Source organism: Vreelandella mediterranea (assembly GCF_970647075.1).
Genome location: NZ_OZ310198.1, coordinates 3,501,579 through 3,525,587, shown reverse-complemented (window position 1 = coordinate 3,525,587; position 24,009 = coordinate 3,501,579). Strand labels below are relative to the sequence as shown.

Sequence of the window (24,009 nt, the reverse complement as noted above, 5' to 3'; positions counted from 1 at the left end):
TCGGCATTAGCCAACGCTGGCGGCTTTTAATCATCGCGGGTTAGCGCGCCTTCCGGTAAATCAGATCCCACACGCCGTGGCCGAGCTTTTCGCCGCGGGCCTCGAATTTGGTGAGCGGGCGAAAGCCGGGGCGGGGCACGAAGGGCGCGGTGTCACTTTCAGCAGTGTTGGCGTAGCCGGGCGCGGCGTCCATGACCTCGGCCATCCACTCGGCGTAGGCTTCCCAGTCCGTCGCCATATGAAAAAAGCCGTCCGGCTCCAGGCGGGTGCGAATCAGCGCCACAAACGCGGGCTGCACGATGCGCCGCTTGTGATGCTTTTTCTTCGGCCAGGGGTCGGGGAAGAACAGCTGCACGGTGTTGATCGAGGCTTCCGGCAGGCACTCTTCCAGCACCTTCAAGGCGTCTTCACGGTAGACCCGTAAATTGGTGAGCCCCAGTTTGTCCGCCTCGTCGAGCAGCTTGCCTACGCCCGGGGCGTGTACTTCGATACCGATGAAGTCGGTTTCGGGATGGGTTTTGGCCTGCTCGATGAGCGAGTTACCCATGCCAAAGCCGATCTCGACCACGCGCGGCGCTTTGCGGCCGAACAGCGCATCGAGATCCTGTAGGCCGTCGGCGAGGGTGAGGCCCAGGCGGGGCCAGACGTCGTCGAGCCCGCGGGTTTGCGCCGGGGTCATGCGCCCGGCGCGAATCACGTAGCTTTTGATACCGCGCCGGTGTAGCGGAGCGTCCTGGCTTTCGGGACCGGTAGCGCCATTTTCAGGCGAAGGTGCGTTGTCGTCGTTCATGGTGTCTCGGCAGGGTTCTCTCTAAGGGGCGTTAAATCAGCCGTTGATGCGGCCAGCAAACGGCGTCGACGGGTCGGCGCTTTGGCGCCGCGGCATGCGTCCGGATAAAAACGCATCGCGCCCGGCCTGAACGGCGAGCTTCATGGCGTTGGCCATACGCAGCGGGTCTTTTGCGTGGGCGATGGCGGAGTTGAGCAGCACGCCGTCGCAGCCAAGCTCCATGGCCTGAGCGGCTTCCGAGGCGGTGCCGATCCCGGCGTCCACCAGTACGGGCACGTTTGCCTGTTCGATGATTAGGCGAATGTTGTAGGGGTTTTGAATGCCGTGGCCGGAGCCGATCAGCGAGCCCAGCGGCATGATTGCGCAGCAGCCAAGCGCCTCGAGCTCGCGGGCCACGATCGGGTCGTCGCTGGTGTAGACCATGACGTCGAAGCCATCGTCGATCAGCGTTTTGGCCGCGCTGAGTGTTTCCACCACGTTGGGGTAGAGCGTGGTCTCGTCGCCCAACACCTCGAGCTTGACCAGGTTGTGGCCGTCCAGCAATTCGCGGGCCAGCCGGCAGGTGCGCACCGCATCCTTGGCGGTGTAGCAGCCGGCGGTGTTGGGCAGCAGGGTGTAACGGCTGGGCGGGATCACGTCCAAAAGGTTCGGCGCGTCGGCGTCCTGGCCCAGGTTGGTGCGGCGCACGGCAAAGGTGACGATGTCGGCGCCGCTTTGGGCCACGGCTTCGCCGGTCTCGGTCATGTCCTTGTACTTGCCGGTGCCCACCAAAAGGCGCGAGCCGAAGGTGCGACCGGCAACGGAAAACGGCGTATCGTGTAGTGCTGTCATAAAAAAATCCTCAAGCGCGAGCAAGGCCTGGCTAGCCGCCGCCGATGGCGTGCACCACTTCGATCTGGTCACCTTCGTGCAGCGCGGTGGCGCCAAGCTGGCTTTTGGGAACGATCTGTTCGTTGATCTCGACGGCGATGCGCCGCTCGGTCAAGCCGAGCTGAGCGACGAGATCCGCCGCCGTCAGCCCTTGATTAATGGCGTAAGGTTCGCCGTTGAGCCTAAGCTCTATGGAGGCATTAGGGGTAGACATGGGTGATGAGTATCCCTTGATGAGGCAAACGATCCCTATTGTAGCGGTTTAGGGGCGCTCAAGGTATGTCACCCAGGATATGAAAGTGCTAAAGAATTCGACAACCTTTCAAGGAGCGTACTGTGCAGCAAGCCGATAAAGGATGGTGGTGTTGGGTCGCGGTTTCCGGTGCGCTCATGGTCGCACTCGGTGCCTACGCCGCCCACGGGTTGGCCGAACGAGTGAGCAGTGACATGGTTGATGCCGTTGAAACCGGCGTACGCTACCAGGCTTGGCATACGCTGGCCATGCTGGCGGTGCTCGTATGGCGCGGCCAACGCGCCCGCGCCGGGCAGCGGCTGGTGCTATCACTTTGGCTTTTGGGCACGCTCTGCTTTTCCGGCTCGCTTTACGCCATGGCGCTTGGCGGGATGAACCTGGGGCTGGTCACGCCCATAGGCGGGCTCGCGCTGATCGGCGGGTGGTTGTCACTTCTTTTGGTGGTGCTGATCGCGCGCCCTTGAGGCCAGTGCCAAGGCAGCGGCCGCCGGTCGCAGGGTGATGGGATAAAACGCAGTTTTGACGAGGAGAGAAGCATGCACGAACAAACTCCCCGCCGTTTGCGGGCAGCCATGCTGGGCGGCGGCCAGGGCGCGTTCATCGGCGCGGTGCACCGCTTGGCGCTGCGTCTGGATAACCACTTCGAGCTACTTGCCGGGGTGTTTTCCTCGAACGCCGAGCGCAACCGGGCAAGCGCCAAGGCGCTCTATATCGAGCCGGCGCGCTGTTACAAAGACGTCGACGCGCTGATCGAGACCGAGGCGACGCGGGACGATGGCATCGAGGTGCTGATTATCGTCACGCCCAACCACCTGCACTTCGACGCCGCACTCAAAGGCCTTGAGGCGGGGCTTCACGTGGTGTGCGAAAAGCCCATGACGCTGACTTCAGCTCAAGCCGGACGTCTCGAAACGGCGGCGGTGCAAAGCGCAGGGCACTTTTTGCTCGCCCACACCTACGCGGGTTACCCGATGATTCAGCACGCCCGTGAAATGGTCGCCACGGGGGCGCTTGGCAAGTTACGCCACGTTCAGGTGGAGTACGTGCAGGAGTGGCTGAGCGAGGCGCAAGGCGAGGATAACCGCCAGGCGGCCTGGCGAATGGACCCTGATCAGGCGGGGGCAGCGGGGTGTCTGGGCGATATCGGTGTTCACGCCTTTCAACTCGCGCAGTTCGTCAGCGGTCAGAAGGTGGCAGACGTGAGCGCCTCCTTGACCACCGCGGTCGAAGGGCGGGAACTGGACGACAGCGTTCAGGCGTTGTTGCGCTTCGAGCCCGGTACCAGTGGCATGCTCTGGGCCAGCCAGTGCGCCCCTGGCTTTGAAAACGAGCTGAGCATTCGCCTGGTCGGCGAGAAGGCGAGCCTGCAATGGGCTCAGGAGAGCCCCAACGAGCTGTGGCTCAAGCCGCTCAACGCCCCCAGCCAGCGTCTGACTCGCCGGGATGACGCCGTCAGCCAAACGGTGGGTCGCAGTATTCGCATTCCCGGCGGCCACCCGGAAGGCTATATCGAGAGTTTCGCTAATCTCTATCAGGGGTTTGCCGACGGTGTGAAGGCGAAGACGCAACCCGCTTGGCTACCCGGTATCGAGGATGGCGTGGACGGCATGCGCTTTATCGACGCGGTGCTCGCCTCCAGTCGACAAAACGGTGTTTGGACCCCGCTCGGCTGATAACCCGCGATGCCTTGGGGGCAGTGTTACGGGCCAGCCAGGTCCGCTGGCCGGTCGATATCCATCGCCACCCCCGGGTCATCGACCGGCAGCACCCGATGGTGCGCCGCGTGGGCCTTTAATACCCGCCTGGCGCCTTCGCCGCCTTTGATTTTGGAAAGTGCTTCCCAGAAGACACGACCGAATATCACCGGATGGCCCTGCCTGTCCTCGACGCTGGGCGAGACGATGATGTCGGGTGCACTCATTGCCATAAGCGCCGTTAGGGTTTGGCTTTGGATATAAGGCATATCGCCCAGCAGCACGGCGGCGGCCTGAATGTCTGACAGGGACGCATCCTCCAGGATCGCGCTGAACGCCTCGCCAATACTCGCCCCCAACCCGTGGCGGGCGCTTTGCACGCGGATCAGCGAGCACTCCTCAAGGCCCTGGGGCGCATCCTCTTCGCGCACCACCACCCGCAGGCTCGTAAATGCTCGCCGGGCGTTGGCAACGCTTGCGATCAGCAAGGAGCGGCCATCGCTCAGCACCGCTTGACGTTTATCCGCCGCGCCGAACCGGCTCGAGTAGCCCGCCGCCATCACCAACGCCATCACCGAATCAGAGCTCATCGAGGCGTTTCCCGTGCTGCACGCGCACGATATCTGCCATCACCGCCAGGGCGATTTCGGCGGGGGTTTTGCTGCCAAGCGCCAGGCCAATGGGCATGTGGATGCGCGAAAGCTCGGCCTCATTCAGGCCGCCGGAGCGTTCGAGGCGCTCAAAACGCGCCTGGGAGGTGCGTTTTGATCCCATCACGCCAATGTAGAACGCCTGGGTGCGCACCGCCTCCATCATCGCCAGATCGTCGATGCGCGGGTCGTGAGTCAGCGCCACCACGGCGGTGGCGGCGTGACAGGTGCCCTGGGCGATATACATTGACGGCAGCACGTTCTCGACCCGGGCACCGGGTACCTCGAAACGCGCGCAGGCGCGCTCATCCGGATCGCACACGATGACCTCGAACCCCAACGTGACCGCAAAGGCGGCGCAGGGCGCGGTGATCGGCGAAATACCGGCGATCACCAGCCGGTGCGCCGGTGAGACGCGCAGGTGGATAACGTCATTTTCGCTTTCCACGCGCGGCCCGGTCGGTGGGGCAGGGCGAAGCGTGCGCGCCCCGCTTGCGGTATTCACTTCGCGCATCAAGGGCGCGTGGCCTTCGAGCGCCGTGAGTAGCGCGCTCAAATGCTCATGGGTGTTTGGGGCGGGCAAAAGCCGCTCGACCAGCACATCGAGTACGCCGCCGCAGGGCAGTGTTACGTTCGGCGCGTCGGTATCGGCGGTGTCGCCATAACGGGTAGTGGTCACGGGCTGGTCGAAGGCGCCTTTGGTGAGCCGTTCGAGAAAATCCTCCTCCACGCAGCCGCCGGAAAGCGAGCCGACGTGCTCGCCGCGTGCATTCGCCACAAGCCAGGCGCCCGGCGCCCGGGGCGAGGAGCCAAAGGTGTCCAGTACGGTGCAGAGCCAAATCGTTTGACCCTCGTCACTCCAATCCCGCGCTCGTTCGATGACCTTGAGGTCGAGGTGTTGCATCGAGAAAACCATTCCTTGTTGGGCGGCCCTTTTAAATGGCTCGCGTTCATCTGCCTGCTTAGCGTAGACCACTGGCGCGCTTTAATTTGTGTTATTGGATGCGATGAGGCGTTGGCTTTAATAGCGGCTATGCTTAATGCGTCATGACCGTGACCAGGCTATAGCGACGAAAAAATTAAAGGCAATTCAAAATGACCTCAACGACAACGTCCGAGAAGCATCCTGACGGCGCTCAAACGCGCTCAGCAGTTGCCCTTTCCATCAATGGCCAGCGCTACGAGCTGGAGCTTGATAATCGCACCACGCTGCTGGACGCCCTGCGCGAACATCTAAAATTCACTGGCTCCAAAAAAGGCTGCGACCTTGGCCAGTGCGGGGCGTGTACGGTGAATATCAACGGCAAACGGGTGAATGCCTGTTTGACCCTGGCCGTCATGCATCAGGCCGATGAGATCACCACCATCGAAGGCGTGGGGGATGTCGAGCACATGGACCCTATGCAGCAGGCATTCATCGACCACGACGCCTTCCAGTGCGGCTACTGCACCCCGGGTCAGATTTGCTCGGCGAAAGCGACCCTCGAAGAGATTCGTGCCGGTATCCCGAGCCACGTAACGAAAGAGCTCGAGGGCCCCATCGAGATCAGCGATGAGGAGATTCGCGAGCGCATGTCCGGCAATCTTTGCCGCTGCGGCGCCTACGCCAACATTCTCAAAGCCATTCACCAGGTAGCCGGGGAGCGCTCATGAAATCCTTCTCCTTCGAGCGTATCGATGACGCCGCCCAGGCGGCGGCGCGCGCCTTTGAAGTGCCGGGTAGCAAGTTCATTGCCGGCGGCACCAACCTTTTGGATCTCATGAAGCACGAGATCGAAGTCCCGCCGCATCTAATCGATATTACCGGCACCGGCCTTGACGATATCACTGAGACCGACGAAGGCGGCGTGCGCATCGGTGCTTTGGTGAGTAACACCGCCCTGGGCGCTGACGAGCGTATCCGCCGCGACTACCCGGTACTGAGCCGGGCGCTTTTTGCCGGCGCCTCGAGCCAGCTGCGCAATAAAGCCTCCACCGGTGGCAACCTATTGCAGCGCACCCGCTGCCCCTACTTTTACGATACGGCAATGCCCTGCAACAAGCGCGAGCCAGGCACGGGCTGCGCCGCGCTCAACGATGGCGCCGATACCCGCCAACTGGGCGTGATCGGGACCTCCGATCACTGCATCGCGACGCACCCTTCGGACATGGCGGTTGCGCTTCGCGTGCTGGACGCCGAGGTGGAAACCACCACGCCCCAAGGGCAAACGCGCAGGCTCACCCTCGATGAGTTTTATAAGCTGCCCGGCGACACCCCCGAGGTGGAAAACGCGCTCGAACCAGGTGAAATCATCACCGGCGTCGTACTGCCGGCCCCGGTCGGTGGACGCCAGCGTTACTACAAGGTGCGCGACCGTGCCTCTTACGCCTTTGCCCTGGTGTCGGTGGCGCTGATCGAAACCGACGACGGCAAGGGTCGCGTGGCGCTTGGTGGCATGGCACCCAAGCCCTGGCGTCGCGAGGACGCTGATGCCGAGCTGGGCAACGGTGCCCAAGCGGTGATGGCGAAGCTGCTGGACGGCGCCCGCCCCACCGAGGAAAACGCCTACAAGCTGACGCTTGCCGAACGTACGCTTGCTGCCCTGCTGGCCAAGGAGTGATGTATGGATTTTAATCAGCCAACCGACGATAACCTGTTCGACCGGGCGCGACTCATCGGCAAACCGCATAAGCGCATCGACGGTCCGCTCAAGGTGACCGGCACCGCCCCCTACGCCTATGAGCGTCACGACGTGGCCAAGAACCCGCTAGTCGGCTATCCGATGGGGTCGAGCATCGCCAAAGGGCGTATCACCCACATGGATGCCACGGCAGCGCGCAATGCCGAAGGGGTGGCGGCGGTGATCACGACGCTCGATATCAAGGAGCTGCCCCGCCCTGAAAGCAATGTGGCCAAGCTTTTCGGCGGCGACATCGTCGAGCACTATCATCAGGCGATTGCCGTGGTCGTGGCCGACACCCTGGAGCAGGCCCGTGCGGCGGTCTCGCTCATCGAGGTGGAGTACGAGGAAACCCCTGGCGAGTTCGATCTGGACGATGCCTGGAAGCGCCTTCAGGACAGCGACGTGGTCTCCCACGTGGGCGATGTGGACGCGGCCTTTGATAGCGCGGAGGTCACCCTTGACGAGACCTACCACACCGCCTCGCAAAGCCACGCGATGATGGAGCCCCACGCGACCATCGCGGACTGGACTGATGGCAAGCACATGACGCTTTGGACCTCGAACCAGATGATCGAGTGGACCCATCAGGCGCTGGCGACCACCTTCGAGATGGACCCGGAAAACATCCGTTTGGAGAGCCCTTACATTGGCGGCGGTTTCGGCGGCAAGCTTTGGCTGCGGGTCGACGCCGTGCTCGCGGCTCTGGGCTCGAAAGAGACCGGCCGGCCGGTGAAAGTGGCGCTACCGCGCTCGTTCATCTTCAACAACGCCACCCATCGCTCCGGCACCGTGCAGCGGCTGCGCATCGCCGCCAACAAGGATGGGCACATTACCGCGTTCGACCACGCGGCGATCTCCCATACGCTGCCCGGCGGCGGCGGCGAAGACGCGGTCAATCAGACGCGCTGTTTCTACGCCGGCGAAAACCGCCGCACCGCGCATCACGCCATCGACATGAACCTGCCGGAATCCGCCGACATGCGCGCCCCCGGTGAGGCCTCGGGGCTTGCGGTACTCGAGATCGCCATGGATGAAATGGCCGAGAAGCTCGGTATGGATCCGGTGGAGTTTCGGATTCTCAACGACACCCAGGTCAACCCGGAAGAGCCCGAAAAGCGCTACAGCGACCGCCACTTCGTGGAGTGCTTGCGCAAGGGCGCCGAGGCGTTCGGCTGGGCCTCGCGCAACACCACCCCCGGCGGGCAGCGTGAAGGGCAGTGGCTGATCGGCCAGGGCGTGGCGGGTGCCTACCGCGGTGCCCCCACTCTGGATTCCGGCGCGCGGATACGCCTTAGCGAAGGCCGTGTGATCGTCGAAACCGATATGACCGATATCGGCACCGGCTCCTACACCATCATCGCCCAGACCGCTGCGGAAACCATGGGGCTGGAAATGGACGATGTGGAAGTGCGTCTGGGCAATAGCGCCTACCCCACGGCCTCGGGCTCCGGCGGCCAGATGGGCGCGGCCAGTGTCACTGCCGGGGTTTACGCGGCGTGCCTGGCGCTACAAGGCGAGATCAACAAGCGCTTGGGGGTCGAATCGGCGCGCTTCGAGAACGGCCAGGTGATCACCGATGATAAAAGCGTTGCCTTGCGCGATGTGGCCTCGGGCGAAGAGATCGTCGGCGAAGATACGCTGCACTTTGGCGATTTCAAGGATGACCTGGAAATCGGCACCTTCGCGGCGCATTTCGTCGAAGTGGCGGTACACGCCTACACCGGGGAAACGCGGCTTCGTCGCATGCTTTCGGTGTGCGATGCCGGGCGTATTCTGAACCCGATCACCGCGCGCAGCCAGGTGCTGGGCGGCATGACCATGTCGATCGGCGCGGCGCTGACGGAGAGTTTGACCGTGGATACCGCGCGGGGCTTTTTCGCCAATCACGATTTCGCCGGTTACGAGATCGCGGTTCACGCCGACATTCCCGACCAGGACGTGATCTTTCTGGACACCCAGGACGGCGCCTCTGCCCCCTTGAAAGCCAAAGGGGTCGGGGAGCTGGGCATTTGCGGCGGCGCCGCGGCGGTGGCCAACGCCATGTACAACGCCACGGGCATTCGCCTTCGCGACTACCCGCTGACGCTGGATCGTATGCTCGATAAATTGCCCGCTGTCTCTTAAGCCACTTTAAGCGCCAGTGTAGCGGGCGGTGACGTGCGCCACCGGGCGCGCGTAGCCGCTTGCTCAAAAGCTGTAACTCGATCCACGCCCACGCCAGGCTTGTTCAGCCAGGCGTGGGCGATTGCGTCATGCCCCCTAAACGGAGATTTAGACTGCTGGCCCCCCCGCCAACGATACCGGACCGGTCTAAAACGGCCACGTAAAGCCCACCATCGGTAAAGTCCAACGGGTCTCCACCTTCCCCCCCCATGCAAGTGCTTTTGGTCTTTCTCCTGGCGCATTATCGCGTCTTTTATCTCACCTCTTTTCTCGCCACATGGCGGGTGAAATGCCGCGCCTGGAAAATGGCTCGGTCGGCTCGATGCTCATGGCGGTCATTGTCGTGGTCCTGACGCTTTTAAGCCGTTTGATGACCGATAGCCGTTTTCCAGAAGGTGCTACCAAGCGGCTGCCTTTTCTCCATCCCGATAAATGCTCGCCAAGACAGCCCTCTATAGAGGTGACTGGATAGAGCTGACTGGCCGATGTCTTGCTGAATTAGACGAATGGCGTACCTCGCTGGACTTGCCATCTCGAGGGGGCTTAGCTAGTTTACGTTTAAAGACAAATTCATCATACGAATTTAAAAAATACAATAAGGAGCTACGTATGCAACCTCATGCCAACAGGGCCGCGGCGTCAGAACGACTCAACGAGAAAAAAGAGTCGTTTCTTCATCGCGGTATGCGCTTACCTTTCCTGCTGATCGTCGCCTGCTTTGCGGCGTGGGGGTTGGCGGGCAATTTGACCGATCCGCTGGTATCGGTCTTTGGTTCGGTGTTCTCGATGAGCGCCTTCCAGTCTTCGTTAGTGCAATTCGCCTACTACGGGGCGTATTTCGCGCTTGCGATCCCGGCGGCCTGGATCAACTCCCAGCTTGGTTACAAGGGAGGCGTGCTCATAGGGCTTTTGCTTGCCGCGACCGGTGGGTTTCTGTTTTTCCCCGCGTCGATCGTCATGATGTATTCCGTTTTTCTCTTGGCGCTATTTACCTTGGCGGCAGGACTTTCGATCCTGGAGACGTCGGCCAACCCTTATGTCATGGCGATGGGGCCTGGTGCGAATGCCACGCGCCGTTTGAACTTCGCCCAGGCTTTTAATCCCATCGGCTCCAACCTGGGTGTTTTGCTGGCCGCCATTTTCATCTTGCCCCACGTCAATCCGGCTACCGCTGTAGATCGCGCGGCGCTCTCGCAGCAAGAGCTCGAGAGCATGCAGTCAGCCGAGCTACAGGCGGTCATGGGGCCCTATATCACGCTGGCGCTGCTTTACGTGGCGATCGCGGTTGCGATCGCGATGGTGCGCGTACCGAAGCGCGAGGGGCTGATGGCTGATAAAACCGACAAGGTAGCGACGTTGCCCGGCACGCGCTTGGGCCGCCTGATGGCAAATCGGCGCTACTCGTTTGGCGTCATCGCTCAGTTTTTCAACGTCGCCGCACAAACCTGTATCTGGACGTTCACGATCCACTACGTGACGGGGAATCTGGGGGTGAGTAACACGGTCGCCGGTTACTGGCTCCAGGCCTCTCTGCTGGTTTTTCTGTTTTCCCGTTTTCTCATGGTGGGGCTAATGGGGCGTATCGATCCCCGCAAGTTGATGACATTCATGTGTGTGCTTGGCGTGGCGCTTTCGACATTCGCCGTCATCAATAGCGGCATTGCCGGTGCCGTGGCGCTCGTATTGCTGAGTGCCTGTATTTCGCTGCTGTTTCCCACGATTTATGGCATTGCTCTGACAGGGCTTGGCCAGGATACCAAATACGGTGCCGCAGGCCTGGTCATGGCGATCGTCGGCGGTGCGCTCATTCCGCCGTTACAGGGCTGGATCATCGATATGACGTCGGCAAGGGTGAGTTATCTGGTGGTTACCGGCTGTTTCCTGGTGGTTGCTGCCTACGGTGTTTATACGTTGCGCAATCCCGTTGCCGTATCGGCCAGTGATGAGGATCTCGCTTGAGCGAAGGCGCTAAAAGCTAGTCTTCCAGATTGATGGCTACCTGGGCCAGGTGCGTACGCATCGCCGCATGCGCGGAAAGCGGGTCACCAGCGGCAATCGCGTTCAGTATCGCAAGGTGCTCGTGGTGCGTGGTGTCGAGACGGCCGGCTCGGTAGATGGACTGCCAGGTTCTCATTCGAAGTGTTGGGCGTGAGAGTGCTTCGAGCAAGGCGATAAGGATCGGGTTTCGAGAGATTTTGGCCACCGTAAGGTGAAATTCCAAATCGATGGTCATGGCGGCTTCGTGATCCTTGGCTTTGATGGCGGGTTCTGCGGTTTCAATGAGGCGTCGGAGTGCTTCGATGTCTTCCGGGGTCCGGCGCGAAGCGGCGGTCGCAGCGGATTCGATTTCGAGCGCCTGGCGCACGGCATGCAGGTCGTGCGAGGACTTGTCGCCCTGGATGCTTGCCCAGAACTCCAGCGGCTTCAACAGCAAATGGGGGTCGAGTGTCGTGACGGTGGTGCCCGAACCTTGCCGTGTTTCGAGAATGCCCATGGCGGCGAGTGCCCTTACGCCTTCTCGAAGCGAGCTTCGTGACACATTGAAACGCTCGGCCAGTATGGGCTCCACGGGAAGCCGGTCCCCGGGTTTTATTTCCCTGGCGGTGATCATGTCCTGGATGCCCTGAACGACCACTTCGTTTTGTGAGGGACGGCGTGCAGCCTCGCCTGCTGGGTTATCTCTGCTCATAAACGGATCCGAGTGCCGGCGGTAAGTTGGAAAGGGTTTGGAGTGACTCCAGGCATTAGGCTAGAGTCAAATACATCATATGAATTGGAGTTTTCTCTATGGCGACCGTGACCTCGATCGACCTCGTCGACCTTCGTTTTCCTACGTCGGATAGTAGCGACGGATCCGATGCCGTCAATAAGGATGCCGACTATTCCGCTGCTTATCTCACGCTGGTGACGAACGATGCCGCACTTTATGGGTGTGGGTTCACTTTTACCATAGGCCGCGGGAACGATATCTGTCTTCGCGCCATCGCGGCATTAGCTAACCGTTTCATTGGCCGCGATGCAAACGCGCTGTGCGATAGTCCAGGCCACGTCTATCGCGAACTGGCTTCTGACTCTCAGCTTCGCTGGCTTGGGCCGGATAAAGGCGTCGTTCACTTGGCCCGCGCCGCCGTCATGAATGCGGTATGGGACATGGCGGCCCGCCGCGCAGGGCTCCCGCTTTGGCAATTCGTTTGCGAGATGGAGCCCGCCAGGCTCGTCGATAACCTCGACTTGAGCTATCTCTCCGAGGTGCTGACCGCCGACGAAGCCGTCGCCATGCTCGAGGAGCAAAGGCCTTATCAACAGGAGCGGATCGCCGAGCTAAAAGAGCAGGGTTCCCAGTGCTATACCACCTCGGCGGGTTGGTTGGGATATTCTGATGAAAAGCTCGAAAGGCTTTGTCGTGAAGCCGTTAGAGAGGGCTACCGGCACATCAAGCTCAAGGTGGGCGCCGACCCCGCTGATGACGAGCGCCGGCTGAGTATCGCGCGCAAAGCGATCGGTCCCGATGTATCGCTGATGATCGACGCCAATCAGATATGGGATGTTCCAAAAGCCATCCAGCGGGTAAGAGAGCTTGCCCACCATGATTTGCTTTGGATCGAAGAGCCGACCAGCCCGGATGACGTTTTGGGCCACCGCGCTATCGCAGACGGCGTTCGCCCGGAGGGGATCGGTGTTGCCACGGGCGAACACGGCATGAATCGCGTGCTTTTCAAGCAGCTGCTACAAGCCGAGGCGGTGGACTTCGTCCAGATCGACTCCTGCCGCCTCGCCAGTGTCAACGAAATCATCCCCGTGTTGTTGATGGCCAAAAAGTTTGCCAAGCCCGTTTGTCCGCATGCCGGCGGCGTAGGGCTTTGTGAGCTTGTCAGCCACTTGGTGATGATCGATCACATTGCGGTGTCGGGTCCGGTGGAAGGGCGGGTCGCCGAGTACGTCGATCATCTTCACGAGCACTTCGTCGACCCTTGCCATGTGAAAAATGGGGCCTACCTGCTACCCGATGCGCCCGGCTATTCGGCGGAAATCAAGGCGGCGTCCTTGGCAGACTGGGCTTGGCCGGAAGGTCGCGAGTGGGCGAAGCGGCAAGCGGAGGCTAAGCAATGATAAAGGGAGCCATTTTGCACCCGGAGTTGATTTGCGTCCTTGCTAAAGCCGGGCATGGCGCAAAAGTGCTCATCGCCGATGCGCTCTATCCGCACTCGACCGGAGTTTCGCCGGGGGCCGTGAAAGTGTATCTGAACCTTTGTGAGGGAATGGTGCCGGCTTCGAAGGTGCTGGAAGCCATTGCGGCAACGATTCACATCGAGGCCGCCACCTACATGCAAACCGCCAGTGGCGATGCCTCCGAGGCAGTCAGGGAGTTTCAAGGGTTGCTCGAGGGGCACCTTCATGGCGGCGGCTCTGGCGTTGGGTGGTCGAGTTTGGAGCGGATGGATTTCTATGCGGCTTGCAGCGAGCCACAGGTCTGTCTGCTCGTCGCTACCGGAGAATCGCGGCCCTATTCGAATCTCTTGCTCACGGTGGGGGTGCCCTGATGATCGATACCCATCTTCACGTCTGGGATACATCGAGCGTCCCCATCTCATGGCTGTTTGATGCAGGTCTGCCTGCTAAAGCCAGCGTTCCCGATGAGTTTAATGACCGCCGGTACGTGCTGGTCGAAGCCGATGCCGACGATCCTGGGCAGGAAGCCGACTGGCTAAGCGACGTCGCCGCCCGTGATACCCGTGTCCATGGCGTGGTGGCGAGCGTAGCGCTCGAGGCGCCAGAAGTTGCCGCGGAGCTTGCAAGGATCACGGCGCTACCCGGCGTGGTGGGGATACGCCGGCTCTTACAGGATAGAGACCTCTTCGATGACCCGAACCTTTTAGCAGGAATGAAGCTGCTCGCTGACCACCGTCTGCCTTTCGATGCGTGCGTCCGGGCAGCGGAGCTGCCGGCGCTTACCGATCTGCTCAAGCAGGTGCCCGAGCTTACGGTAGTGCTGGATCACATGGGGAAGCCTGAAGTCGGTGATGAGCAGGCCATGAACGACTGGCGCCGCGATATGGCGCACCTTGCCGCGTTACCCAACGTTCACTGCAAACTCTCGGGTTTGCCCGCCCAGTGCCGCGATTCGCTGGAATTGACCCAGGCCACGGCCAGCGTGGTGGGGGAGGCCACAAGGCTCTTTGGACCCCAGCGCTGCCTACTGGGCAGCGACCGCCCCGTAAGCCAAAACCCTGACGACTGGTGCTTACGTGTGCTCGAACGTCTACCCGCCGAGTGGCACTCGGTCATCGCAGAGAAAAACGCGCTGCATATTTATGCAAGGAGGCCAGCCAAATGACGACGCACACACTCGATGATCGCTTGCCGGAGAAACTTCGCGGCGCGTTTGGCCGGCTGGGCTTGGGGACGGCGCAGTTCGGGAATATGGGGAAGGAAGTCGATGAGGCAGATTGTCTGGGCGCTGTCGAAACGGCCTGGCAGAACGGGCTGCGATTCTTCGATACGGCACCTCACTATGGGCTAGGTCTTTCCGAAAAGCGACTAGGCAAAGCGCTGGATGGGCGGCCACGAGACGACTATGTGATCTCTACCAAAGTCGGCCGGTTGCTGGACAAGAACCCCGCACCTCAAGGAACGGATCGCGATAACGGTTTTTGGGTACCCGATCATTTGACCCGGGTGCGCGACTACACCGCTCGGGGCGTCGAGCGCAGTCTCGAGGCCTCGCTTGGGCGTCTTGGGCTCGAGGCGGTCGACATTCTTTGGATTCACGACCCGGAGGAGCCAACGGACCGTTTCAGCGAGGCGCTTGGCGGCGCCGTGCCGATGCTGGAGCGGCTGCGTGATGAAGGCGTCATCAAGGCCTGGGGAGTCGGTTCAAAGGATGCTGCGATGCTGCGTCGTTTCGTCGACCACGCCAATCCCGATCTGATCATGCTGGCCGGCCGCTATACCCTGCTCGAACAAGAGCAGGCCGGGTTGATGACCGCTTGCCACGCGAAAGGCGTTGGGGTCGTTGCCGTCGGGGTCTTCAACTCGGGGCTGCTTGCGCGGGAAGAACCGCCCGCTGGTGCGTGGTACGAGTACGGGCCGGCACCTCAATGGGCACTGGATCGGGCCCGCCGGCTCGCCAAATCGGCGCGTGATCATGGCGTGTCCCTTCCCGAGGCAGCGCTGCAATTCCCACGGCGGCACCCGGCCGTCGTCAATGTCATGGCGGGTATGCGTTCGGCCGCGCAAGTGCAGGGCAACCTTGCGCTAGCGTCGTCGTCGATACCCGAAGCTTTCTGGAACGATCTACAGGCGCAAGGCCTGCTACAGGAGGAAGTATGAAACTGTTACGCCGTGGTGAACCCGGTTACGAAGTACCGCTCGCCGAGATCGATGGCAAGCTCTACGATGCATCGCCGCTGGGTGACTTTGGCCCGGCTTTCTGGGCCAAAGGCGGTGTCGAAAAGCTCGCAAAGCTGGCGCAGGAAGGCCGTCTAACCCCCGTTGCCCTCGATGAAAACGTTCGTTACGCCTCGCCCGTGGCTACCGCTTCGGCCGTCATCTGCATCGGTCAGAACTACGCCGCGCATGCTGCCGAGTCCGGTGCCGAGCCCCCCAAACAGCCTATCGTCTTTCTCAAGACCCCGAATACCATCGCCGGGCCCAACGATACCGTCACCATTGCACGCCATTCCGAGAAAACCGATTGGGAGGTCGAGCTGGGTATCGTTATCGGTAGCCAAGCCGCCTATTGCGGATCGGTTGAAGAAGCGGCGAGCCATATAGGCGGCTATGTGCTGGCCAACGATCTGTCCGAAAGAACGTTTCAGCTGGAGTTATCCGGGGGCCAGTGGAGCAAGGGCAAGTGCTGCCCGGGCTATATGCCTCTGGGGCCGTGGGTGATTACGCCCGACGCGTTTAACCCTAACGATGCCAGGCTTCGCTCCTGGGTCAATGGCGAGCCGCGTCAGGACTCTAGCACCTCCGACATGATCTTTAACTGCGCCGAGATCGTACGCGATCTTTCCCAGTATATGCAGTTGGAGCCCGGTGACGTGATATCCACAGGGACGCCCGAAGGCGTGGCGGTTTCGGGGCGCTTTTCCTATTTGAAGCCAGGCGATGTGGTCGAGGTCGAGATCGACGGATTGGGGCGTCAACGCCAGGTCTACCGCGCCTGGGAGGAGTAGATCATGCAGACACGCTTTGAAGGTCTGGTCGCGCTGGTGACCGGTGGCGCCTCGGGGATTGGTGCGGCAATCGCCAAACTTTTGGCGCAGGAAGGCGCCCAGGTCGCCGTTTTGGATGTCACGAATCCCGAAAACGAGCACTTTTGGCATCCGTGCGATGTCGCTGACAGCGCCTCGGTGGAGACGGCGGTTCAGGCGGCGGTAGCGCATTTTGGGCACCTGGATATCGTGGTGAATAACGCGGGTATCGGGGCGCAAGGGAGTATCGCGGATAATTCGGATGAAGAGTGGTCCAGGGCCTGGGATATCAATGTGACTGGCATGGCGCGTGTGACGCGTGCGGCGTTGCCGTATCTGAAAAAATCGAGTGCGGCCTCGGTCATCAATATGGCCTCGATCGCTTCCACGGCGGGGCTTCAGCAGCGCACGCTCTATTCTGCGACCAAAGGCGCGGTGCTCTCATTGACACGGGCCATGGCCGCCGATCATGTACGGGAGGGTATTCGTGTTAACTGCGTGGCACCTGGTACCGTCGATACGCCTTGGGTAGCGCGGCTTTTGCAGCAGGCCGATGACCCGGCCGCCGAGCGGCGAGCGCTGGAAGCACGTCAGCCCCATGGCCGGCTGGTCAGCGCCGAGGAGGTGGCGCGCGCGGTCGTGTATTTGGCCGACCCTGGCAATCGCTCGTCGATCGGGGTCTGTCTGCCCGTCGATGGGGGGATGGAGGCTCTGAGGCTGAGGCCCAGGTAACGCCCCAAACGGTATCACCCAAAAAAGGCCCTCAAGGAAAACCTTGAGGGCCGTTGGCAATGAGCGCACCCGGTAGTGGCGTAGTGTTACTTCGCCTTGTGCGCTTTTTTCTTATGCACCTGGCGCCACTCGTGGAGTAGCGGTTCGGTGTAACCGGAGGGCTGCTCGCGGCCCTTGAAGATCAGGTCAGACGCCGCCTTGAAGGCGGTGGAGCCGTCAAAGTCGGCGCTCATGGCGGTGTAGCTCGCGTCGCCGGCGTTCTGCTCGTCGACGACCTTGGCCATGCGCTTGAGCGTTTCTTGCACGCGGGCTTCATCGACGATGCCATGGTGCAGCCAGTTGGCGATGTGCTGGCTGGAGATACGCAGCGTTGCGCGGTCTTCCATCAGGCCGACATCGTGAATGTCCGGCACCTTGGAGCAGCCCACGCCGTGCTCGACCCAGCGCACCACGTAGCCCAGAATCCCCTGGCAGTTGTTATCCAGCTCCTGCTGAATCTCGTCATCCGACCAGTTGGTGTCCTCGGCGACCGGCACGGTGAGTAGCTCATCGAGCAGGTCCGTTTCGCCCTGGCTTTCAAGCTCACGCTGAACGTCGGCGACCTTCACCTGATGGTAATGCAGCGCGTGGAGCACCGCCGCGGTGGGCGAGGGCACCCAGGCCGTATTGGCGCCGGCTTTCGGGTGGCCGATTTTCTGCTCGAGCATGTTGTGCATCAGATCCGGCATGGCCCACATGCCCTTGCCGATCTGGGCGCGGCCGCGCAGGCCACAGGCCAGGCCCACCTGTACGTTGTTCTTTTCGTAAGCGGTGATCCAGGCGGCAGACTTCATGTCGCCCTTGCGCACCATCGGGCCCGCTTCCATGGCGCTGTGCATTTCGTCGCCGGTGCGGTCCAAAAAGCCGGTGTTGATGAACACCACTCTTGATGTCGCCTCGGCAATACACGCCTTGAGGTTCACCGTGGTGCGACGTTCTTCGTCCATGATGCCCATTTTCAGGGTGTCGCGGCTCATGCCGAGGATATCTTCCACACGGCTGAAGAGTTCGTTGGCAAAGGCCACTTCTTTGGGGCCGTGCATCTTCGGCTTGACGATGTAGACCGAGCCTGCGCGGGAGTTGCGCGGCTGGTCGGCGTCTTTTTTCAAATCATTCAGTGCGAGCAGCGAGGTCATGACGGCGTCGAGAATGCCTTCGGGCAATTCATTGCCGTCTTCATCCAGAATGGCCGGCGTGGTCATCAAGTGGCCCACGTTGCGCACGAACATCAGCGAGCGGCCGGGAAGCGTGACGCTTCCGCCCTCGGTGGTTTGCCAGGTGCGGTCGGCGTTGAGCGTGCGCGTGGTCGTCTTGTCGCCTTTTTCGATCTTCTCTTCCAGATCGCCGCGCATCAGGCCCAGCCAGTTGCTGTAAATGCCGACTTTATCTTCGGCGTCGACCGCGGCGACGGAGTCTTCGCAGTCCATGATGGTGGTCAGCGCGGCTTCGACCACGACATCCTTCACCCCCGCCGGGTCGGTCTTGCCGATCGAATCCGTCGCGTCGATCTGAATCTCGAGGTGCAGGTCGTTGTTGGAGAGCAGCACTGCGCTTGGCGCGCTTTCGTCGCCGTTAAAGCCGATCAGCTTGCCGGCATCTTTCAGGCCGGTTTCGCGCCCGCCCTCCAGGGTCACCACCAGGTGGCCGTCGCGCAGGCTATACTTGACCGCGTCTCGGTGGGAACCGGTGGCCAGGGGGGCTGCGCGGTCCAGCACGCCGCGGGCGTAGGCGATGACCTTTTCACCGCGCTTGGGGTTGAAACTCGTGCCCTTCTCGGCGCCGTCCTCTTCGGAAATCGCATCGGTGCCGTAGAGCGCGTCATAGAGGCTTCCCCACCGGGCGTTGGCGGCGTTCAGCGAGTAACGGGCGTTGCTGACCGGTACGACCAGCTGCGGGCCTGCCTGAATGGCGACTTCACGATCGACGTTGGCCGTTGTAACGTTAACGTTGGCCGGGGCGTCCACCAGGTAATTCTGCTTTTTAAGGAAGCTTTTATAGGCGGTCATGTCGTTGATCGCGCCGGGATGCTCCTTGTGCCAGGCGTCGAGGGCTTGTTGCAGCGTTTCGCGCTCTTCCAGCAGGCGCTGGTTTTTCGGGGTAAGATCGAAGAACAAGGCATCGACGCCGGACCAGAAGGCGTTTTCGTCGATACCGGTGCCCGGCAGGGCGTGTTCGCTGATAAAACGGTCCAGGCTGGCGGCCACCTGTAGACGGTGGCGCGTGATACGCTCGCTCATGGGTCTCTCCTGTGAAGGTGCCCGTGGGGTTGAAGGGGCCACGGCCCGTATCAATGAGTATTTATGGAAAATACTTCCATAAACGCTGGGGCGTGTAAATAGCGTAGTCGTTAAAGCGCCGCCGTGCTCGACTAAATGATAATAGCGCGCGCAATGGCCAAGCAGGCTACATGGCCGTTCAGGGAGACAGGTAATGCACGAGTTCGATCATTTATCAGAGGTGTTCCGCCAGACAAGCGATGCCCCGGCGCTGCACTACCTGGCGCCGGGGACGGCGCTGACGCAGGCGGTGAAAAGCTACTTTAAGCACTACCAGCTCGACACCCTTTTCGAGAGTACGCCCTCGGTCTACGCCGGGTTTATCGACACCGGGCAGTTCAATTTGTGGTGTCAGGTCTGGAGTCCTATTGCGCCCAAGGGCACCATCTTCGTGGTGCACGGCTATTTCGATCACCTCGGGCTTTATCGTCACCTTCTGAAAAGCCTGCTGGACAAGGGCTGGCTGGTGGTGCTGTGGGATTTGCCTGGTCACGGGCTTTCCAGCGGCCCCCGCGCGGAAATCAACGAGTTCAGCGACTATCAGCACTGCTTTACCCACTTAAAAAAGACGCTGCAGGCGGCGAGCTTGGCGCCCACGCCTTGGGTCGGCATTGGTCAAAGTACCGGCGGGTCCATTCTGATCACCGACGCCCTGGAAAAACGCGAAGCGGCCCGCTGGGCGGGTATCGTCCTGCTGGCACCGTTGGTGCGCCCCTGGCGCTGGAGCCAAGCCAGCTGGGTGCATCTAATCGCCAGCCCCTTTGTAAAAGAGCTGCCCCGCAAGTACCGCCCCAACTCCACCGACGAAACCTTCACCGCGTTTCTGCGCGACCAGGACCCGCTGCAGCCCGAGCGGCTCAGCGTTGCCTGGATTTCGGCCATGCGTCGCTGGATTCCCAGGCTGCTGGCGTTCGAGCCGCTGGCGCTGCCCACGCTGATTTTACAAGGCGAGCAGGACATGACCGTGGACTGGGAGCGCAATCTCGAAATCCTGGCCGACAAGCTGCCCGAGGCGACGGTGTATCGCCACCCCGAGGCACGCCACCATCTGGTGAACGAGGCCGCGACCATTCGCCAGGCGCTTTTTTCAGAGCTTGAAGATTTCATCGACCGGGTGGATACCGAGTTTCCCGCCGAGCCCGAACGCAGAGGTCGCGGCAAGAAGGCGGCCTCTTCCAAAGCGCTGGCGCCCTAAAGCGCATGGCACGACGAGCCTTTTCTCCGCCGGGCTTTTTGGCCAAAAGGCCGGTGGCCGTGATCGCTTTCGCTCAGTTGCTGGGCACCTCCCTGTGGTTTAGTGCCAATAGTGCTTTTGATGAGCTGATGCGCGTCTGGAGCGTGAGCGCCACGGATATTGGCTGGCTAACCGGCGCAGTGCAGGGCGGTTTCATTCTGGGCACGCTCTCGCTGGCGCTTACGGGGCTGGCGGACCGCTTTCGAGCCAGCCACCTGTTCGTTGGCTGCGCGCTGGCCGGGGCACTCTTTAACGCGCTGTTTGCCTGGGGGGCGCAGGGGCTTGGGGACGCGCTTTTCTGGCGCTTTATGGTGGGGCTGAGCCTGGCGGGGATCTACCCGGTGGGCATGAAACTGGTGGTGAGCTGGGCGCCAGAGCGCACCGGCCAGGCGCTTGCCCAGCTGGTCGCCATGCTCACGCTGGGCACCGCCTTGCCCCACGGCCTCAAACAGTTGGGGGCCGAGATTGCCTGGCAGGTGGTGATCAGCGCGTCTTCCCTGCTGGCGCTTTTGGGGGCGGCGTTGATTTTTTGGTTGGGCGATGGGCCCCACCTGCCCGCGCGGCCCAAGCCCGGTGCCAGGCGTATTCGTGTGATCGAGGCATTCAAGGTCCCCCGCTTTCGTGCGGCGGCCTGGGGCTATTTTGGCCATATGTGGGAGCTCTATGCTTTCTGGACTTTGGTGCCGCTGCTGGTGGCAAGCTCGGTGCTGCCTGGCGCCTACCCGGGCCTGGGTATTTCGGGCTTGGCCTTCGGTGTGATCGGCATCGGGGCGCTGGGGTGTCTGCTGGGCGGGGCGCTTTCGCGAAGGTTTGGCAGCGCGCCGGTGGCATTGGCGGCGCTGGCGCTGTCGTGTCTCTGCGCGGTGCTGTTCGCGCTATTCTGGCGTCAGCTCCCCCCGGCGGCGCTTTTGGCGCTGCTGCTGGTGTGGGGCGCGGCGGTCGTGGCGGACTCGCCGCAGTTCTCGGCGCTTTCGGCCAGGGCCTGCCCGCCGGCCATCGTCGGCGCGGCGCTGGCCATTTTGAACGCTATCGGCTTTGCCATCACCGTGGTGTCGATTACCGCCATCACCGCCCTATTCGAGCGCACCGGCCTGGACGCGGCCTGGCTTTTAGTGCCAGGGCCCATAGCCGGGCTTCTGGGGTTCGCTCTGACGTTGCGCCGCCATCGCGCGCGCTAAGCCTGCTCCCCGGGGCCGGCGCGCCTTGACCCATGTGTTGCCCATAGGTTCTACGCTTATTGACGAACCCCATGAACTCGAAGACCCCTTCAGGAGGCGACGATGGCAAGTACTACCCAGGGCACGGCCCGCGTCTATCGTATGAACATGACCACCCACCGCTGCCCGTTTGGTGTGAAAACGGTGGATCTTCTCAAGCGCAAGGGCTTTACGGTGGAGGATCACTGGCTGACCTCCCGCGAGGAGATCGACGCCTTCAAGGCGCGGGAAGACGTCAAGACCACGCCCCAGACCTATATCAATGACACGCGCATCGGCGGTTACGAAGACGTACGCAAGCATCTAGGTTTGCGCGTGCGCGACCCCAACGCCACCACCTACCGCCCGGTGCTGGCGATCTTCGCCGTGGCCTTGTTGATCGGCCTGGCCGTGAGCTGGGCCGCTCAGGGCACGTTGCTGGGCGCGCGTATGCCGGAGTACGCCATCGCCACGGCGATGGTGCTGCTTGGCCTGCAAAAGCTTCAGGACGTGGAAAGTTTCAGCACCATGTTCGTCAACTACGACCTGCTCGCTCAGCGCTACGTGCCCTACGGCTACGTGTATCCTTTCATCGAAACCCTGGCCGGTCTTTTGATGCTGGCCGGGGCGCTTATTTGGCTGGCCGCGCCATTGGCGCTTTTCGTCGGCGGGGTGGGGGCGGTCTCCGTTTTCAAGGCGGTTTACATCGACAAACGCGAACTCAAGTGCGCCTGCGTGGGCGGGGGCAGCAACGTGCCGCTGGGTTTCGTGTCATTGACCGAAAACCTGGTGATGGTGGGCATGGGCCTTTGGATGCCGCTGCGCATGTGGCTGGGCTAAAAAGCACGGTTTATTCGCTCTTGCCGGCGCGGGCGTCTCGGCGTCGGCCCGCGGCCAGCAGCGCAAGCACCGACACCAGGGTAAGCACGTGCACTACCCCCACCAGCGCAAGGGCCCCCGCCCAGCCCCAATGGCTGTAGCAGAAGGCGGCAAGCGTGGCGCCCAGGGCGCCACCGGCGTAGTAGAAAGTAAGGTAGAGGCCACTTGCAAACGAAGCGGGCACGCACTGCGCCCGGCTTACCATACGCGTGGTTAGCGTTTGCAGCAGGTAGGTGCTAATGGCAAAGAGCCCGACACTTAAAAGGCTCGTGTAAAAACCGGTATTAGCGAACGCCAGCGACACCCACAGCAGCGCGGTAAAGGGCAAAAAGAAGCGCGTCTCGCTGCTGTTTCGATAGAGCCTGGGGCTGGCGATGACCGCGGCGATGGCGGGCAGGGAGGCAAGGTAGACCAGCCCGATCTGCGCAGAGGAGTAGTTGAAGGGCGCTTGGGCGAGGCGCAGCCCCAACACGGTAAAGACAGCGCTTTGGGTAAAGAGCAGGGTAAAGCCCACGCAGTACGCCACCGCCAGGCGGTTCTCCAAAAGCGCCTTTTTGAGCAGTTGAAGGTAAGGCGCCTGCTCGCTCGGCGGCGCCAGCTTAAGCGGCTGTGTTTGCGTTTGCCGGAAGATGGCCAGCCACGAAAGCCCCAAAAGTACCGCGCAGCTCAAGAACCCGCCGCGCCAGGCGAATACATCCAGCGCCCAGGCGGGGTAAAAGCGGCTTAACGTGCTGCCGATAATGGTGCCGGCCACAAAAAAACCGACCCGGCGGGCGCGCTGCGCCTCGTTGTCGGCCTGGGCCAGCAGCGCGACGGTAGACGTCAGAACGCAGGGCAAGACCACGCCCTGGGCCACGCGAAGCCACCAGGTGACACTCAGCGTAGTGCTGAACGCCAGCAGGACATTCAGCGCGATCAAAAGCCCGACCCCCATCAAAATGGCGCTATACGAGGAGCGCCCCCGAGTAATGCGGTTGGCAAAGGGGGCGGTTAGCATCATGCCAAAAAGAGTGGCCATGTTGAGCCAACCTGCCTGAGTGAGGCTGGCATCGAGCCGGCCTGCAAGCCAGGGGTAGATCGCCTGTAACTGGTACAGGTTGAAAAAAGCACTCGTGGAGCTTGCGAGTATTAAAAGCCGCATGGCCGCTTCCTGTACCAGTAGGGAGGGTGGCGAGGTGTCGCCCCATACTACCTAAAAGCAAGGCGCTCAGCGGCCCGGGCGCGGCCGGGTTTCTACACGTCAATCTGTTCACTCAACGTGATTTTATCGTTCGATTATCGCTGACTGGTTTAAATGGCCAAGTTTTGTTTAGGTTAAAGTAAATAACCTGTGTTATTAGTTATTCAAGAGAATTATTTGTTTCATTGGCTAGA

General features: G+C 61.6%; 23 protein-coding genes. 15 read left to right on the top strand and 8 right to left on the bottom strand.

What is annotated here, in order from left to right; all coding sequences use genetic code 11:
- Positions 1 to 40: 40 nt before the first annotated feature.
- The 3 genes from trmB to thiS are packed head-to-tail and all read right to left on the bottom strand — an operon-like array spanning position 41 to position 1,874.
- Positions 41 to 790, bottom strand: coding sequence for a tRNA (guanosine(46)-N7)-methyltransferase TrmB (gene trmB / locus ACWFVE_RS16275; protein WP_447530304.1), 750 nt, complete (start codon positions 788 to 790; stop codon positions 41 to 43).
- Between the two features lie 36 nt (positions 791 to 826).
- Positions 827 to 1,621, bottom strand: coding sequence for a thiazole synthase (locus ACWFVE_RS16270; RefSeq protein WP_447530303.1), 795 nt, complete (start codon positions 1,619 to 1,621; stop codon positions 827 to 829).
- A gap of 31 nt (positions 1,622 to 1,652) precedes the next feature.
- The gene (gene thiS / locus ACWFVE_RS16265) at positions 1,653 to 1,874 is read right to left on the bottom strand and encodes a sulfur carrier protein ThiS (protein WP_447530302.1); all 222 of its coding nucleotides are present in this window, start codon (positions 1,872 to 1,874) and stop codon (positions 1,653 to 1,655) included.
- 122 nt (positions 1,875 to 1,996) lie between these two features.
- Between thiS and ACWFVE_RS16260 the strand changes: the two genes are divergently transcribed.
- Complete coding sequence (locus ACWFVE_RS16260; RefSeq protein WP_447530301.1) at positions 1,997 to 2,377, top strand: DUF423 domain-containing protein; 381 nt, start codon at positions 1,997 to 1,999, stop codon at positions 2,375 to 2,377.
- A 72-nt stretch (positions 2,378 to 2,449) separates the two neighbouring features.
- Complete coding sequence (locus tag ACWFVE_RS16255) at positions 2,450 to 3,586, top strand: Gfo/Idh/MocA family protein (RefSeq protein ID WP_447530300.1); 1,137 nt, start codon at positions 2,450 to 2,452, stop codon at positions 3,584 to 3,586.
- Positions 3,587 to 3,612: 26 nt separating this feature from the next.
- Here ACWFVE_RS16255 and ACWFVE_RS16250 read toward each other — a convergent pair whose 3' ends face one another.
- Both ACWFVE_RS16250 and ACWFVE_RS16245 read right to left on the bottom strand, forming a co-directional pair.
- Positions 3,613 to 4,197, bottom strand: coding sequence for a nucleotidyltransferase family protein (locus ACWFVE_RS16250; RefSeq protein ID WP_447530299.1), 585 nt, complete (start codon positions 4,195 to 4,197; stop codon positions 3,613 to 3,615).
- Complete coding sequence (locus tag ACWFVE_RS16245) at positions 4,187 to 5,161, bottom strand: XdhC family protein (RefSeq protein WP_447530298.1); 975 nt, start codon at positions 5,159 to 5,161, stop codon at positions 4,187 to 4,189. The genes ACWFVE_RS16250 and ACWFVE_RS16245 overlap by 11 nt, the downstream gene beginning before the upstream one ends.
- A gap of 191 nt (positions 5,162 to 5,352) precedes the next feature.
- Here ACWFVE_RS16245 and ACWFVE_RS16240 point away from each other — a divergent pair, with 191 nt between their 5' ends.
- The 4 genes from ACWFVE_RS16240 to fucP all read left to right on the top strand — a co-directional run bounded on the left by ACWFVE_RS16240 (position 5,353) and on the right by fucP (position 11,042).
- The gene (locus ACWFVE_RS16240; protein ID WP_447530297.1) at positions 5,353 to 5,910 is read left to right on the top strand and encodes a 2Fe-2S iron-sulfur cluster-binding protein; all 558 of its coding nucleotides are present in this window, start codon (positions 5,353 to 5,355) and stop codon (positions 5,908 to 5,910) included.
- On the top strand, positions 5,907 to 6,857 hold the full coding sequence (locus ACWFVE_RS16235; protein WP_447530296.1) for an FAD binding domain-containing protein: 951 nt from the start codon (positions 5,907 to 5,909) through the stop codon (positions 6,855 to 6,857). Before ACWFVE_RS16240 ends, ACWFVE_RS16235 begins: the two co-directional genes overlap by 4 nt.
- 3 nt (positions 6,858 to 6,860) lie before the next feature.
- Complete coding sequence (gene paoC, locus ACWFVE_RS16230; RefSeq protein WP_447530295.1) at positions 6,861 to 9,044, top strand: aldehyde oxidoreductase molybdenum-binding subunit PaoC; 2,184 nt, start codon at positions 6,861 to 6,863, stop codon at positions 9,042 to 9,044.
- Positions 9,045 to 9,515: 471 nt separating this feature from the next.
- On the top strand, positions 9,516 to 11,042 hold the full coding sequence (fucP, locus tag ACWFVE_RS16225; protein WP_447530294.1) for an L-fucose:H+ symporter permease: 1,527 nt from the start codon (positions 9,516 to 9,518) through the stop codon (positions 11,040 to 11,042).
- Between the two features lie 16 nt (positions 11,043 to 11,058).
- On the opposite strand, the gene ACWFVE_RS16220 is transcribed toward fucP, so the two are convergent.
- Positions 11,059 to 11,772: a FadR/GntR family transcriptional regulator gene (locus ACWFVE_RS16220; protein ID WP_447530293.1), complete on the bottom strand. Its 714-nt coding sequence runs from the start codon at positions 11,770 to 11,772 to the stop codon at positions 11,059 to 11,061.
- Between the two features lie 98 nt (positions 11,773 to 11,870).
- Here ACWFVE_RS16220 and ACWFVE_RS16215 point away from each other — a divergent pair, with 98 nt between their 5' ends.
- The 6 genes from ACWFVE_RS16215 to ACWFVE_RS16190 are packed head-to-tail and all read left to right on the top strand — an operon-like array spanning position 11,871 to position 17,011.
- Positions 11,871 to 13,193, top strand: coding sequence for an enolase C-terminal domain-like protein (locus ACWFVE_RS16215; protein WP_447530292.1), 1,323 nt, complete (start codon positions 11,871 to 11,873; stop codon positions 13,191 to 13,193).
- The gene (locus tag ACWFVE_RS16210) at positions 13,190 to 13,624 is read left to right on the top strand and encodes an RbsD/FucU domain-containing protein (RefSeq protein ID WP_447530291.1); all 435 of its coding nucleotides are present in this window, start codon (positions 13,190 to 13,192) and stop codon (positions 13,622 to 13,624) included. Before ACWFVE_RS16215 ends, ACWFVE_RS16210 begins: the two co-directional genes overlap by 4 nt.
- On the top strand, positions 13,624 to 14,418 hold the full coding sequence (locus ACWFVE_RS16205; RefSeq protein ID WP_447530290.1) for an amidohydrolase family protein: 795 nt from the start codon (positions 13,624 to 13,626) through the stop codon (positions 14,416 to 14,418). The genes ACWFVE_RS16210 and ACWFVE_RS16205 overlap by 1 nt, the downstream gene beginning before the upstream one ends.
- Positions 14,415 to 15,413, top strand: coding sequence for an aldo/keto reductase (locus ACWFVE_RS16200; RefSeq protein WP_447530289.1), 999 nt, complete (start codon positions 14,415 to 14,417; stop codon positions 15,411 to 15,413). The genes ACWFVE_RS16205 and ACWFVE_RS16200 overlap by 4 nt, the downstream gene beginning before the upstream one ends.
- A complete protein-coding gene (locus ACWFVE_RS16195) occupies positions 15,410 to 16,261 on the top strand; it encodes a fumarylacetoacetate hydrolase family protein (RefSeq protein ID WP_447530288.1) in 852 nt (283 codons plus the stop codon). Before ACWFVE_RS16200 ends, ACWFVE_RS16195 begins: the two co-directional genes overlap by 4 nt.
- Before the next feature lie 3 nt (positions 16,262 to 16,264).
- Positions 16,265 to 17,011, top strand: coding sequence for an SDR family NAD(P)-dependent oxidoreductase (locus ACWFVE_RS16190; RefSeq protein WP_447530287.1), 747 nt, complete (start codon positions 16,265 to 16,267; stop codon positions 17,009 to 17,011).
- 86 nt (positions 17,012 to 17,097) lie between these two features.
- Here ACWFVE_RS16190 and ACWFVE_RS16185 read toward each other — a convergent pair whose 3' ends face one another.
- Positions 17,098 to 19,287: a malate synthase G gene (locus ACWFVE_RS16185; RefSeq protein ID WP_447530286.1), complete on the bottom strand. Its 2,190-nt coding sequence runs from the start codon at positions 19,285 to 19,287 to the stop codon at positions 17,098 to 17,100.
- A gap of 193 nt (positions 19,288 to 19,480) precedes the next feature.
- On the opposite strand from ACWFVE_RS16185, the gene ACWFVE_RS16180 reads away from it, so the two are divergent.
- From ACWFVE_RS16180 to ACWFVE_RS16170, 3 genes are all read left to right on the top strand, one after another.
- Entirely contained in the window at positions 19,481 to 20,521 is a 1,041-nt protein-coding gene (locus tag ACWFVE_RS16180; protein ID WP_447530285.1) for an alpha/beta hydrolase, read from the top strand.
- A 59-nt stretch (positions 20,522 to 20,580) separates the two neighbouring features.
- A complete protein-coding gene (locus ACWFVE_RS16175) occupies positions 20,581 to 21,738 on the top strand; it encodes an MFS transporter (RefSeq protein WP_447530284.1) in 1,158 nt (385 codons plus the stop codon).
- Between the two features lie 102 nt (positions 21,739 to 21,840).
- Positions 21,841 to 22,596, top strand: coding sequence for a glutaredoxin family protein (locus ACWFVE_RS16170; RefSeq protein WP_447530283.1), 756 nt, complete (start codon positions 21,841 to 21,843; stop codon positions 22,594 to 22,596).
- 10 nt (positions 22,597 to 22,606) lie between these two features.
- Here the strand turns inward: ACWFVE_RS16170 and ACWFVE_RS16165 are convergent, their stop codons facing one another.
- A complete protein-coding gene (locus ACWFVE_RS16165) occupies positions 22,607 to 23,776 on the bottom strand; it encodes an MFS transporter (protein WP_447530282.1) in 1,170 nt (389 codons plus the stop codon).
- Positions 23,777 to 24,009: the final 233 nt, after the last annotated feature.